We start from the raw sequence: 12,611 nt of genomic DNA on the forward strand, positions 1-12,611 counted from the left end.
GATATGGCCAGTTCATGGGCATGCGGCAATCGGTCGTTCAACCGGCGCTGCCAGCGTCGCGCCCATGAACACTCCTCGCATGGGCCTTCCCGACCGGCTCGCCGACACCCTGAGCATGCCCGAGCAACACGAATACCTCAGACGCGCGTTCTCCCGGCGCGGTCTGCTGCGCGGTGGCGCGGTCGCCGCGACCGGAGTCGCCCTCGCGGGCGGCACGGCCGGTGCCGCGGCGGCGGCGACGCCCACGCTGGTGCCGGGTTCCGCCACCGCGAACGTGCACGGTTCGCTGGTCGCGCCGTTCGGCAGACACATCGCCTACGGCGCCGATCCGCGGACGCAGATGCGAGTGTCGTGGCAGGTGCCGCTGCCGGTGAAGAACCCCTTCCTCCGCATCGGCCGCAGCCCCCTCGACCTGAGCCACCGCATACCGGCGGAGGTGCGCGACCTGTTCACGCCGGCCGGGATCGGCAAGAGCGCCGACATCGACCAGTACTACGTGCACGCCGCGTTGGACAACCTGAGCCCCGACACGACCTATTACTACGGCGTCGGTCACGACGGCTTCGACCCGGCCGACGCGGGCGCCGCGCACACCGTCTACTCCTTCCGGACCGCGCCCCGCACGCACAGCACCCGGCCGTTCACGTTCACCGCCTTCGGTGACCAGAACCCGAGTTACACCTCGATCGGCCTCAACGCCCTTGTCCAGGCACAGAATCCGGCGTTCCATCTGCACGCGGGCGACATCTGCTACGCCGAGGAGACCGGCCACGGGCTGCCCGGGGACGCGAGCAACTACGATGCCCGCCAATGGGATTCGTTCCTCGCGCAGATCGAACCGCTGTCGAGCCGGGTGCCGTGGATGGTGGCGTTCGGCAACCACGACATGGAGTCCTGGTACTCCCCCAACGGCTACGGCGGCAACGAGGCCCGTTTCACCCTGCCCACCAACGGTTTTGACGTCACGTCAGCTCCCGGCGTCTACTCCTTCGTCCACGGCAACGTGGGTGTGGTCTCGGTCGACGCGAACGACGTGTCGTACGAGATCCCGGCCAACAAGGGCTACACCGGCGGCAAGCAGACCGCCTGGCTCGACAAGCGGCTCACCGAACTCCGGGCCCGTACGGACGTCGACTTCATCGTCGTCTTCCACCACCACTGCGCCTTCTCGACCACCAGCTCGCACGCCTCCGAGGGCGGGGTGCGCGAGCAGTGGGTGCCGTTGTACGAGAAGCACCAGGTGGACCTGGTGGTCAACGGCCACAACCACGTCTACGAGCGCACCGACCCGGTCGTCCAGGACAAGGCCGTACGCAGCCTGCCCATCGGCGGCACCCACGAGCCGACCCGGGGCGGTGTCGTCTACGTGACGGCGGGCGCGGGCGGCGAGAGCGTGTACAGCTTCCCCGTCGCCGACAGCTACGAGGGCCACGAGGACGCGATCGACTCGGTGCCGACGTACTGGACGGGCAAGGACGGCCAGGTCACCGAGAACGTCGACTGGTCCCGGGTCCGTTACACCGGCTACTCGTTCATCCGCGTCGACGTCGAACCGGCCACGCCGGGCCGTACGACGACCCTGACGGTACGGGCGCTGGCCGCGACCGGCGCGGAGGTCGACCGGTTCACGGTGTCCCGCAAGGTCAAGAAGGCCGGGCACGGTCACTAGGGACGCGGAGCGGCGGCCACCGACGTCGTGTCGGTGGCCGCCGCTTCGGCATTCGCGTCGAGCGCGATGAGCAGACTGGCGCCTTCGACGACCGCCAGTCCTTTGCCACGTTCGCCTTGGCCGGGCAGGAGTTGCGGCAGCATGCCCAGAACTTACGGCCCGACGAACTCCTGAACGCCGGACGATTCGACGGAGCCGGTTTCTTCCGCCCGTAACGGCAGGTGGCGCTGGAAATGCCGTGAATGCCTAACATCACCGCACCCTATTTGCGACAAAGCGGCTTTCTTTTCGCCTTCCTCCTTCCAGGTACGGGGAGGTGAGGCGCACGCCGTGCGGAGATGTCCGCTCGGGATATGCCGAATCCCATTTGACTGCGCTATATTTCCAGCCTCAACTCCCGTCGCCCATAGGCGCTTTCCCTTCTCCCCGCCCCCGCGAATTCTTTTCGCCCCTGGTCGGTACCCATCGTTTCCCCCTCCGTGATACGCCTCACTGAAAGCTTTCCATTCCGTGGCCATCACCCTGCACGAGGACCGGCCGCCCGCCGGTCGCCATGCAGCCGTTCCGTCCGGCAGCCTGTTCCGACGGATCTACGCACCGCGCACCAGCGACGCCCTGGCGTTCTCCATGTCGACGTACGCCATGCCGCTGCTGGTCCTGGCGATCACCCGGTCCTCGTCGCTGACGGGCCTGGCGTTCGCCCTGGAGTGGACGCCGCGGATCGCCGCGTTCGTGCTGGCGGGCAATGTGGTGGACCGGCGCGGCGCGGCGATCGTGTGTTTCCTCGCCTCGCTGCTGCGGTCCCTGGTCCTTGCGGGGGCGGCCGTGGCGCTGGTGATGCTGCCGCGCGGCACCGCGGAGACGGTGACCGTACTGGTGCTGGCCGCGGTGACCGGCACCCTCACCCAGTTCAGCTTCGTCGCCAACGAGGCCGTGGGCGCGATCGTCACCCGGCGGGCGGAGAACCGGCCCCACGGAGTGCAGTCGGTCCTCATCGGCATCGACCAGACCGCCATGCTGGTCGGCCCCCTGCTCGCGGGTTTCCTGCTGCTGGTCGGCCCGGGCTGGATGCTCGGCTGCCTCACCGGGCTGTCCCTGCTCGCGGCCGTCCTCGGGCTCCAGACCCCGCCCACCCCGCTGCGCGCCGGACGACCGGTCGGCGAGCGCACCCCCGGCAGTCTGCGGACCGGGCTGCGCATGCTGCGCAAACTGCCCGCCCTGCGCTGGCTGGTGGCGGGCCTGGCCTGTTCCAATCTCGCCCTCGGCCTGCTCCAGTCCGCGAGCCCCATCATCGTGGTCGAGAACTTCGGCCGCTCCTCCGCCGACGTCGGCACCCTGTGGTCCGCCGCGGCGGCCGCGACCCTCCTCGCGGTCACCTGCTGCCGGCTCGCCCTGAGCCGCATCGACCTGTGGGGCGTAGGGGTCGTCTGCGCGACGTTCGCCTCCGCGGCCTGCCTCGCCCTCCCCCAAGCCCCGTCCTACGCCGCCTACATGGTCCTCATCGCGCTGTTCATGGCGGGTGACGGCGGCCTCACCGTCGTCCTGCGCACCCTGCGCTCGCTGGTCATCCCGGCGACGGCCTTCGGCACCACGCTCTCCCTGACCATGCTGCTCCTGCTGCTGCCCTTCCCGGTGGCGGGCATCCTCGTGGCCGTCACCCCGCCGACCCACCTCGACACGGTCGTCCTGTGCTGCGCCCTCGTCCAGGCGATCGCCCTGGCCATCACCTTCGTACGGCTGCGCCACGAGCCGACGCTACGCGCGTCCGCCGCCCCTCCACCCCACGCCATGCTCCCCAACGAGCCGTCCACGACGCCGCGTTGACCTCACGGCAATTCGGTTGAACGCACCCCGGGTGGGTGTGCAGGCTTGCGCGGTGCACATGGAACTGAACCCGCGTGATCTGGACTGGGACGAGGTGGACCCCGCGCGTCATCCCTTCGACCCCGATTCGGCGGCGGAGGTGGTGCGTTCACTCGGACCGGCCCGCCGGATACCGACCCGCCCCGACGTCGGCCACGGCGATCCCGTGCTGGGCGACTGGAGTTCGCACGTGGCGACGCCCTGGGCCGAGGCCATGTCGTACGCCCTCGCCGAGCACTACGGCGACTGGGCCGTGGGCTGGCGCTGGGCGCACGACGAAGGGGACTTCGACGGCGGGCCGGTCGGCAGCTGGTCCCGTGCGAGGTACTCGCTCACCACATCGGAGGAGACCCTCGACCGGGTGGTCTCCGGGCTGTGCGAGTGGCGCGACTGGCTGGAGCGGCTCGCCGATCTCTTCGAGGCGTACCCGCTGGACCTGACCGACGTGGCGGACCAGCGGATCCTGTGGGAGTGCGCCGCCCGGAACCTCATCGTGCAGGTGGTCGACCGCACCGGCTCCGGCAGTGCCTGGTACGGGCACTGCTGTCAGGTGCTCGCCTGGTTCCTCAGCCGCTGGCACGTGGACCCCGATGTGGCACGGGAGTTGGTCGACGAGGCGATCGACGGCCGGTTCAAGAGCTGGACCGGCCCCGACCGGGTCCTGCTCGACGACGTCGCGGAGCGCCTCGCACTCTCGCTACGGCCCGACGACACCGTACGGCCGCCCGCCCCCGGCCCCCTGCCGGACCATCTGCGGAGCTGGCTCGCGATGCGCGAGACCGTGGCGTGGGAGGACGCGCCGGACGGCGGCGGGGACGAGCCGGTCGTTCCGCTGCGCGACGGCGCGGCGGAGGACATGCGCGCCTTCGACCGCACCCTGTCGACCGCTCGCGGCGAGGGCCTGCTCACCGCCCTGGACCTGGTGCGGGCCGACGCGGCGCGCGGCGCCACGCTCGACTTCGACCTGCTGCGCTGCTGGCAGCAGCACGTCCTCGGCACATCCGAACCACCGTCGTTCCGCACCCTGCCGGCCTTCGCCAAGAAGGGCAGGGAGCGCTACGGCATCGGCCCCGACACCCGTGAACGTCTCGACGCGTGCCTGGCCGACAGTACGCGGGACGCCGACCGGCCCCTCCCGCTGACCGCCCGGGCCGCCCGCGTCTGTCTCGACGTGTGCTTCTTCCATCCCTTCGACGACGGCAACGCCCGCTCCGCCTTCCTCGCCCTCGTCTTCGTGCTGGCCCGCGAGGGCGTCGCCCTGGACTCGGTCACCCTCCTCCGCCGTATCAGCCACGCGGCCGACGACCCGCAGAGCGGGATGGTCATGTGCCGGTACGTCGACACCCACCTCACGGAGACCCGGCGCCGCGCCGCCTCGATTACCGTCTGAACACGGCGAGTTCACCAGCGCGGGCGTCTCAGTTCGTAGTCGGGCCGGACCCGCCGCAGGTAGCCGGTGTCGTCCCGGCCACCCACGCCCGACTCGACGTAGAGCCGGTGCAGCCGGTCGAGGGCGTCGTGGTCGAGCTCCACGCCGAGGCCGGGGCCGGTCGGAACCCTGACCGCGCCGTCGCGCAGCTCCAGCACCCCGGGGACGATGACGTCGTCGGCCGAGTTCCACGGGTAGTGCGTGTCGCAGGAGTGGTCGAGGTTGGGGACGGCCGCCGCGACGTGGGTCATGGCGGCGAGGCTGATGCCCAGGTGCGAGTTGGAGTGCATGGACAGCCCGAGCCCGAACACCTCGCAGACGACGGCCAGTTCGCGGGTCCGGCGCAGCCCGCCCCAGTAGTGGTGGTCGGTGAGGAGGACCTGGATCGCGCGCTGCTCGATCGCGGGCCGCAGATGCTCCCAGGCGATCACGCACATGTTGGTGGCCAGCGGGACCGGTGACTCCTTCGCGACCCGCGCCATCCCGGGGATGGTGGCGGTCGGGTCCTCCAAGTACTCCAGTACACCGTCGAGTTGACGGGCGACGTAGGTCGAGGTCTCCGGCGTCCAGGCAGTGTTGGGGTCCAGCCGCAGCGGCTGCCCCGGGAAGGCCTCGGCCAGTGCCCTGATCGCGGCGATCTCCTCGTCGGGCGGGAAGACACCGCCCTTGAGCTTGAACGACCGGAAGCCGTACCGCTGTTGCATCTGCCGGGCCTGCTCGACGATCCCGGCCGGGTCCAGCGCCTCGCCCCAGTCGTCACCAACCGCGGGCCTGCCGTCCAGGGCGGGATGCTCGGCCCACTTGTAGAAGAGGTACGCGGCGAAGGGCACGGCGTCGCGGACCTTGCCGCCGAGCAGATCGCTGACCGGGCGTCCGAGCAGCTTGCCCTGGGCGTCGAGGCAGGCCACCTCCACCGCCGAGCTGGTCCAGCCGCGTTCGTGGGAGCTGGACACGGTCGGCAGCAGGGCGGCGTCGATCGCGGCGACGACAGCCGTCGTGTCGAAGACGTCCATCCCTACGACGACCTTCGCCGCCGCCTCAAGTCGCTCCAGCCGGACCGTGCCGCCCGTGGACTCGCCAAGGCCCACGGTGCCGTCCTCCAGCAGGAGTTGGAGAACGCATCGGAGGGCCAGTGGCTCGTGGACGCCGTTCGAGTTGAGGAGCGGCGGATCGCGGAAGGCGATCGGGGTGACGATCAGCTCGCGGATCCGTGTCGCTGCCGTACTGCTCATGCGCCCAGCGCCTCCAGGCCATGGCTGATCAATGTCGTTCGCATACTGCCCCGTTCCGGTGGATCACAGTCATGTGCTCAGGCCCAGGCCGTCACGGGCACGAACGAACTGTCCGTCCGGAAGAGGTCCGTGCCGTCCGTCGGATCCACCCGCAGTTGGTAGTTGTAGTGGCGCAGGTAGTAGCCGGGGTAGTTGTACGACTCGAAGCGCAGCGCACCCGTGGTGGCGCCGGTCCGGGCGTAGAACGTGGCGTCCCCGGCGAAGGTCGCCGTGCCGTCGTTCGCGTCGAAACGGCCCCGGAAGTCGTAGTGGCGCAGGTAGTTGCCCGCCGGGTCCCGGAAGGAGAAGCCGGTCGCGTCGGCGAGGCCCGCGACGACGGTGAACGTGGACGCCTGCTTCAGCGCGGTGGTGCTGGAGCTGGTCACCACCGGCAGGTTGAGCAGCGAGGACACCTCCTGCCAGTAGCGGGTCGTGTAGTTGGCGGACCGGAAGGAGCGGCTGACGCCGGTCGCGAGGCTCGGGCCGCCGGTCACCGTCTCCTTGATGACCGTGAAGTGGCGTGCCGTGCCGGAGAGCGCGGTCAGCGCGGTGGGCGCGGACCAGGTGGCGAAGGTGTCGTAGCTGTCGCTGTAGTAGTAGTTCCCGTCGCCGTAGCCGTCGAAGAAGATCCGCCAGCCGCCGTTGTCCAGCTGTACGACCGAGGGGCCCTCGCGGTAACTGCCCCAGCCGGCCCAGTCGCCGGTCTTCGAGATCGTGTAGGGGCCGGTGAGGCTGGTGGCGGTGCCGTACTCGATGTACTTCGCCGTCTCGTTCTTGGTGAAGGCGTGGTAGGTCGAGCCGATCCGCACGATGTACGTGTCGATGTGGTTGGAGCCGATGCCCGAGAGGGCGACCGGTGAACTCCACGCCGTCAGCGCCGAGTTGGTCGCTTTCAGCCGGTAGGGCGTGAAGATCCACTCGTCGTCGGTGGTGGAGCAGGACACGATGACGTTGACACTGCCGTCGCTGTCGACGAACCACTCGGGCGCCCAAGCGCGGGACAGGTTGGTGATCGGGACCGTGTAGTCGTACAGGAACGTCCAGTCGACCCGGTCGGCGCTGCGCGCGAAGCCGATGGTGGTGCTGACGTCCTCCCACGTGTGGGTGGTGTACGTCAGGTAGTAGTAGCCGTCGGCGTGCTTGAACACGCTGGCGTCGCGGATGCGGTTGCTCGGCGGGGTGTACGCGGAGGCCTGGACGAGGCGGAAGTCGGTGGCGTCGTCGGACTCGTAGACGTTGACGGTGCCGTCGTCGCTGTTGAGGAACGGGACGATCGTGTAGCGAGTGGCGTAGCCGCTCGACGGGGCGGCGGCCAGGGCCGTGCCGAGCAGTCCGGGGGCCTCGCCCAGGACGAGCGCCGAGGCGGGCAGCACGGCCAGCGCGCGCAGCAGGGTACGGCGGGACGGCGTGGGTGGACGTGTGGTCACGGGCGGCTCTCCCGGAGACTCGGATGTTCGTCATGTCGAACACAGTTCGTGAATTCGGTCAGAAGGTAGGGGTGGGTCAGGAGCACGTCAATGGTTTGCGCAATGCTGGATGATCTCTGTGGGACGCCTGTGGCGAAGGCCGAACCACCCGCGCCCCGGGGGAAGTTGCCGCATCCGCACCACACCGGCCACCCGGACGTTACCGTTCGGTAGACCACGCGCTTCCGGAGGTGCCGCATGACGCCCGACCGTTCCGCAGGCCTGGCCGAGTCCGCCCGCGCGCTGGCCGCCGGGGAGGTGACCGCACGGGCGTTGACCGAGGAGGCCCTGGCCCGGATCGAGTCGACTCAGGCCTCCCTGAACGCCTTTCGGATCGTACGGCGGGAAGCGGCACTCGCCGAGGCCGAGGCGGCGGACAAGGAACTGGCCGCCGGAGTACGCACACCGCTCCTCGGCGTGCCGGTCGCCGTCAAGGACGACATGGACGTGGCGGGCGAACCGACCGCGTTCGGCTGCCGCGGCGAGTTCCCGCCGGTGACCGAGGACGGCGAGGCGGTACGGCGGCTGCGGGCGGCCGGGGCCGTCATCGTCGGGAAGACCAACACCTGCGAGCTCGGTCAGTGGCCGTTCACCGAGGGGCCCGCGTTCGGCGCGACCCGCAATCCGTGGAACTCCCGTCACACGCCCGGGGGTTCGTCGGGCGGTTCGGCGGCGGCGGTCGCCGCGGGGCTGGTCCCGGCCGCGCTCGGCTCGGACGGCGCCGGTTCGGTGCGCATCCCCGCCTCCTGGACCCACCTCATCGGCGTCAAGCCCCAGCGCGGCCGCATCTCGACCTGGCCGCGCGGCGAGTCCTTCCAGGGCATCACGGTCAACGGCACCCTCGCCCGTACGGTCGCGGACGCGGCCCTGCTCCTGGACGCGGCGAGCGGCAACCACGCGGGGGACCTGCACCGCCCGCCCGCGCTCACTCTGTCGGAGGCGGTGGGCCGCGACCCCGGCCGACTGCGCATCGCGCTCTCCCTGAAGCCGCCGTTCAGCGGACTGCCCGCCCGACTGCAGCCGGAGGTCCGGGCCCGGGTCCTCGAACTCGCCGAGAAACTCGCCCAGTTGGGCCACACGGTCGTGGAGGACGATCCGCCGTACGGGCAGATCGGGTTGGGTTTCCTCCCCCGCGCCACCGCCGGTATCGCCGAGCGGGTCCGCGAGGCGCCGCACCCCGAACTCCTCGACCGGCGCACCCTGGAGGCCGCGCGCCTGGGTCGACGGCTCGGCGGGGCCGCGCTGCGGGCGGCCCGGCGCGCGGAGGCGGTCCTGCACGACCGGTTCGGGGCGTTCTTCGGGAGGTACGACCTGGTCCTCGCGCCGACAACCGCCGCTCCCCCGCCCCTTGTTGGCGCGATGCTCGACCTGGGCGGTCTGGCCACCGACCGGGCGATGGTCGCCGCCTGCCCCTACGCCTGGCCGTGGAACATCCTCGGCTGGCCCGGCGTGAACGTCCCCGCCGGCTTCGTGGCGGGCGGACTCCCGGTCGGTGCCCAGCTGTTGGGCCCGTCGAACAGCGAGCCTCTTCTGCTGTCGCTCGCCGCACAGTTGGAGGCGGACCTGCGCTGGCACGAGCGGTGGCCGGAGCCGGTCACCGCTGATTCCCCGGCGGCATAGGCGGGTTGGGCCCGTACCCTGTGACCATGCAGGATGCGTCGATGGTCGGGCTGATGGGGCGGGTCACCGGGACGGTCGGGCCCGGGCTCGTCGGCGAGGTGATCGTCCGGGTGCGCGGGGGCGCGGAGCACTTCCTCGCGTACGCCGCCACGGGCACGGACCGGATCGAGATGGGGACCGTGGTGATGGTGGTGGAGTACCTGCCGCCGAGGACGGTCTACGTCACGCAGGCATACGACAGTTGAGCCACCTCCGTCGCAGGTGAGAGCTGTCCAGGGGCGTATGCGTCAAGATTGCAACAAGGATCCGTCAGCGTCTGTACCCCGGTGTCGCGCAGGCGCACACTCCCTTCGTTCGGTGCCGAAAGGGCACCATCAAAAGGGGGCGTATGCCGATGGTCATCGGCGTCGTAGCGGGGGTGGCGGTTCTCGCCGTTCTCGTACTGATCGGTCTGTTCAAGTCGATGTGGCGGGTCGCGGAGCCCAACGAGGCACTCATCATCTCGGGCTCCAAGCACCGCACCGAAGGCCTTGAAGAGGGCATGGGGTTCCGCATCGTCACGGGGCGCGGCACGCTGGTGCTGCCCGGGGTGCAGGCGGTGCGCAAGATCTCGCTGGACCTCAACGAGACCGAGCTGCACGTGGATTGTGTGACCACGCAGGGCATTCCGCTGAAGGTGCGGGGCGTGGTCATCTTCAAGGTCGGCGACGACTTCGTGTCGATCGCCAACGCGGGACGGCGTTTCCTCGACCAGCAGAAGATGATGTCGGAGCGGGTGCACAACGTGTTCGCCGGTCATCTCCGGTCCATCGTGGGCGGGTTGACGGTCGAGGACATGATCCGCGACCGGGAGAAGCTGACGGGGCAGACCCGTGCCGCGTGCGGTACGGAGATGGAGAAACTGGGTCTGATCGTGGACTCGCTGCAGATCCACGAGATCGAGGACCCGACCGGGTACATCAAGAACCTCGCGATGCCGCACGCCGCCGCCGTGCAGCGGGACGCGCGCATCGCGCAGGCCGAGGCCAACCGTCTGGCCACCGAGGCCGAACAGAAGGCCGCGGCACGGATGTCGGAGGCCACCCGGGACAGCGAGATCCTCCAGGCCGGCTACCAGGCCGAGCGCGACAAGGCGGCGGCGAAGGCCCGGCAGGCCGGACCGCTCGCGGACGCCGCGGCCCGGCAGGACGTCGTCGTCCAGGAGACCCGGATCGCCGAACTCGACGCCCTGCGCCGGGAACAGCAGCTCCAGGCGGACGTCCGCAAGCCCGCGGACGCCCAGGCGTACGAGACCCGGGCCCGCGCCGAGGCCGAGCGCGACGCACGGATCTCCGCGGCTCAAGCCAAGGCCAAGGAGACCGAGTTGGCGGCCCTGGCCGAGGCGAGCCGGATCAAGACGGCCGCGAACGCCGAGGCCGAGGCGACCCAGGCACGAGGTGCCGCGGCCGCGACGGCCACCAGGGCGACCGGTGAGGCCGAGGCCGCCGCCGCCCAGGCGAAGGGGCTCGCCGCCGCCGAGGCGACCCGGGCCCAGGGTCTCGCCGAGGCGGAGGCCATCAAGGCGCGGGCCGCGGCTCTCGCCGAGAACCAGGAGGCCGTGGTCGCGCAGCAACTGGCCGAGAACTGGCCGGAGATCGTGAAGGCGGGCGCGTCCGCGTTCGGCAGCGTCGACAACATGGTGGTCCTCAACGGGGCCGACGGCATGGCGGAGATGCTCGCCAAGGCGCTCACGATGGGCGGTACGGGTCTCGGTCTGGCCCGCCAGCTGCTCTCCTCGATGAACCAGAACGGGCCGACGCCGAGCGGGACTTCGGCCCTGAACGGAGTCACGGCTCCGCCGTCGCAGAAGGTGCCGGTGGAGAAGGAGTAGCGGTGATCGTCTGACGGACGCCCGGCGTCCGAGGTCACGGAGGCACGTTCTAAGGTGCCTCCGTGACCGCCTTTACCGATGAGAACGTTCCGGGCCGCTTCGGCCCCTCCGCCACCACCGAGGCCGACCCGCGCGAGGTCGGCAAGGTCCGTACCGAGTACTCCCCCGCGCACGACGGCGACCCGGACCCCGGCGAGATCGTCTGGACCTGGGTGCCGTTCGAGGAGAACGACGGCCGGGGCAAGGACCGCCCGGTCCTCGTCGTGGCCCGCGAGCCCGGCGGGACCCTGCTCGCCGTCCAGCTGTCCAGCAAGCGCCACGACGGCGACCGCGAGTGGGTGGCGATCGGCAGCGGCCCGTGGGACAAGTCCGGCCGCGACTCGTGGGTCGACGTGGACCGCGTCCTGCGCCTGCACGAGGACGGCATGCGCCGGGAGGCCTGCGCGATCGACCAGATGCGCTTCAACCTCGTCCGGCACCGGCTGCACGAGCGCTACGGCTGGACCTGAGCGGCCGGCGCTGCCTGAGCCGAGGGGCTAGCTCTGGAGCTGGCGCTCCGGAAAGGCCCGTACGAACGCGTCCCGGACCGTCGCACCCGGTGTGCGGTCCAGGACGCCGAACACCACGTGCTCGAAGGCCGCGGCGAACCGTCCGCCCGGCCCGAGCAGCGTGTGGAAGGCGCCCGCGACCTGCGCCGGGTCGTTCTGGAACACCCCGCAGCCCCAGGCGCCCAGCACCAGACGCCGGTACCCGTGCGCGACGGCCGTCTCCAGCACCCGCTCCGCCCGTACGGCGATGCGGTGCGGCAGCTCGGCCGCGCGCTCGGGTGCCGTGCGCAGGACGACCCCGGCGTTCGGCGCGGCGGCGGTCAGGAAACCGGCGGTGTACGGCTCGTCCAGGAGCCGGCCCTTGTCGTCGCGGAAGACGGGGACGGCCGGTGAGTGGATGACCCGGTCCGTGTAGAACGGGTCGCGGTGGGCGCGGTGATGGTCGTAGAAACCGCGGGCTTCGAGCAGGCAGGTGTACAGCGCGGAGGCGCGGCACACGGCCTCCTCCTGGGCCTGTGCGCCCTTGAGGAAACCGCCGCCCGGATTGCGGGCGGAGGCGAAGTTCAGGACGGCGACCGGGCCGGTCAGTCGGCGGGCGGCCTCCAGGCTGCTCTCGCCGGTCACCTCGAAGACCGTCTCCATCGGCGGGAACGGCGGTATCTGTACCGGTTCCGGCCCGTGAAGGCTCGTACTCGCGCGGGCCGCCTCGGTCTCCGCGGCGATGGACACCTCGCGCCCGTCCGCCGCGCGGTAGCCCCCGGCCGTGACGATCTGCTCGGTCTGCTGCGCGATGCCGCGAAGGCGCGCGCTCATGGCATAACCCCCGTGTACGCCATGAGCGCGCGCCCCGCGATCTCCCCCGTCGTGCTCATACG

The 12,611-nt window shown here is 70.8% G+C and carries 11 protein-coding genes; 7 read left to right on the forward strand and 4 right to left on the reverse strand.

Going from position 1 to position 12,611, the window contains the following annotated elements:
- Positions 1–64: 64 nt before the first annotated feature.
- Positions 65–1,669 carry a purple acid phosphatase family protein gene (locus OG504_RS07820; RefSeq protein ID WP_405989088.1) on the forward strand — a complete coding sequence of 535 codons (1,605 nt, stop codon included), beginning with the start codon at positions 65–67 and terminating at the stop codon, positions 1,667–1,669.
- On the opposite strand, the gene OG504_RS07825 is transcribed toward OG504_RS07820, so the two are convergent.
- Positions 1,666–1,812 (reverse strand): hypothetical protein, encoded by a 147-nt coding sequence (locus OG504_RS07825; protein ID WP_405989089.1) that lies wholly within the window; start codon positions 1,810–1,812, stop codon positions 1,666–1,668. The two genes, OG504_RS07820 and OG504_RS07825, sit on opposite strands and share 4 nt — an antisense overlap.
- A gap of 367 nt (positions 1,813–2,179) precedes the next feature.
- Between OG504_RS07825 and OG504_RS07830 the strand changes: the two genes are divergently transcribed.
- Together OG504_RS07830 and OG504_RS07835 are read left to right on the forward strand one after the other, a co-directional pair.
- The gene (locus OG504_RS07830) at positions 2,180–3,493 is read left to right on the forward strand and encodes an MFS transporter (protein ID WP_405989090.1); all 1,314 of its coding nucleotides are present in this window, start codon (positions 2,180–2,182) and stop codon (positions 3,491–3,493) included.
- Between the two features lie 58 nt (positions 3,494–3,551).
- Entirely contained in the window at positions 3,552–4,922 is a 1,371-nt protein-coding gene (locus OG504_RS07835) for a Fic family protein (RefSeq protein ID WP_405996274.1), read from the forward strand.
- An 11-nt stretch (positions 4,923–4,933) separates the two neighbouring features.
- On the opposite strand, the gene OG504_RS07840 is transcribed toward OG504_RS07835, so the two are convergent.
- Together OG504_RS07840 and OG504_RS07845 are read right to left on the reverse strand one after the other, a co-directional pair.
- Positions 4,934–6,193 carry a glucarate dehydratase family protein gene (locus tag OG504_RS07840; RefSeq protein WP_405989091.1) on the reverse strand — a complete coding sequence of 420 codons (1,260 nt, stop codon included), beginning with the start codon at positions 6,191–6,193 and terminating at the stop codon, positions 4,934–4,936.
- Between the two features lie 77 nt (positions 6,194–6,270).
- Entirely contained in the window at positions 6,271–7,659 is a 1,389-nt protein-coding gene (locus OG504_RS07845; RefSeq protein WP_405989092.1) for a glycoside hydrolase family 43 protein, read from the reverse strand.
- A gap of 237 nt (positions 7,660–7,896) precedes the next feature.
- On the opposite strand from OG504_RS07845, the gene OG504_RS07850 reads away from it, so the two are divergent.
- The 4 genes from OG504_RS07850 to OG504_RS07865 all read left to right on the forward strand — a co-directional run bounded on the left by OG504_RS07850 (position 7,897) and on the right by OG504_RS07865 (position 11,697).
- The gene (locus OG504_RS07850) at positions 7,897–9,318 is read left to right on the forward strand and encodes an amidase (RefSeq protein WP_405989093.1); all 1,422 of its coding nucleotides are present in this window, start codon (positions 7,897–7,899) and stop codon (positions 9,316–9,318) included.
- 26 nt (positions 9,319–9,344) lie between these two features.
- Positions 9,345–9,563 (forward strand): hypothetical protein, encoded by a 219-nt coding sequence (locus tag OG504_RS07855; protein WP_405989094.1) that lies wholly within the window; start codon positions 9,345–9,347, stop codon positions 9,561–9,563.
- A 143-nt stretch (positions 9,564–9,706) separates the two neighbouring features.
- Positions 9,707–11,188: an SPFH domain-containing protein gene (locus tag OG504_RS07860; RefSeq protein ID WP_405989095.1), complete on the forward strand. Its 1,482-nt coding sequence runs from the start codon at positions 9,707–9,709 to the stop codon at positions 11,186–11,188.
- 62 nt (positions 11,189–11,250) lie between these two features.
- A complete protein-coding gene (locus tag OG504_RS07865; RefSeq protein ID WP_019057621.1) occupies positions 11,251–11,697 on the forward strand; it encodes a type II toxin-antitoxin system PemK/MazF family toxin in 447 nt (148 codons plus the stop codon).
- Positions 11,698–11,724: 27 nt separating this feature from the next.
- On the opposite strand, the gene OG504_RS07870 is transcribed toward OG504_RS07865, so the two are convergent.
- Positions 11,725–12,549 (reverse strand): TIGR02452 family protein, encoded by an 825-nt coding sequence (locus OG504_RS07870; protein ID WP_405989096.1) that lies wholly within the window; start codon positions 12,547–12,549, stop codon positions 11,725–11,727.
- Between the last annotated feature and the right edge of the window lie 62 nt (positions 12,550–12,611).

Source organism: Streptomyces sp. NBC_00986 (assembly GCF_045162565.1).
Classification (GTDB): domain Bacteria; phylum Actinomycetota; class Actinomycetes; order Streptomycetales; family Streptomycetaceae; genus Streptomyces.

Coding starts and splice junctions, on each gene's coding strand:
- OG504_RS07820 (WP_405989088.1), top strand. CDS start 65: ATGAACACTCCTCGCATGGGCCTTCCCGACCGGCTCGCCGACACCCTG.
- OG504_RS07825 (WP_405989089.1), bottom strand. CDS start 1,812: ATGCTGCCGCAACTCCTGCCCGGCCAAGGCGAACGTGGCAAAGGACTG.
- OG504_RS07835 (WP_405996274.1), top strand. CDS start 3,552: ATGGAACTGAACCCGCGTGATCTGGACTGGGACGAGGTGGACCCCGCG.
- OG504_RS07840 (WP_405989091.1), bottom strand. CDS start 6,193: ATGAGCAGTACGGCAGCGACACGGATCCGCGAGCTGATCGTCACCCCG.
- OG504_RS07850 (WP_405989093.1), top strand. CDS start 7,897: ATGACGCCCGACCGTTCCGCAGGCCTGGCCGAGTCCGCCCGCGCGCTG.
- OG504_RS07855 (WP_405989094.1), top strand. CDS start 9,345: ATGCAGGATGCGTCGATGGTCGGGCTGATGGGGCGGGTCACCGGGACG.
- OG504_RS07860 (WP_405989095.1), top strand. CDS start 9,707: ATGCCGATGGTCATCGGCGTCGTAGCGGGGGTGGCGGTTCTCGCCGTT.
- OG504_RS07870 (WP_405989096.1), bottom strand. CDS start 12,549: ATGAGCGCGCGCCTTCGCGGCATCGCGCAGCAGACCGAGCAGATCGTC.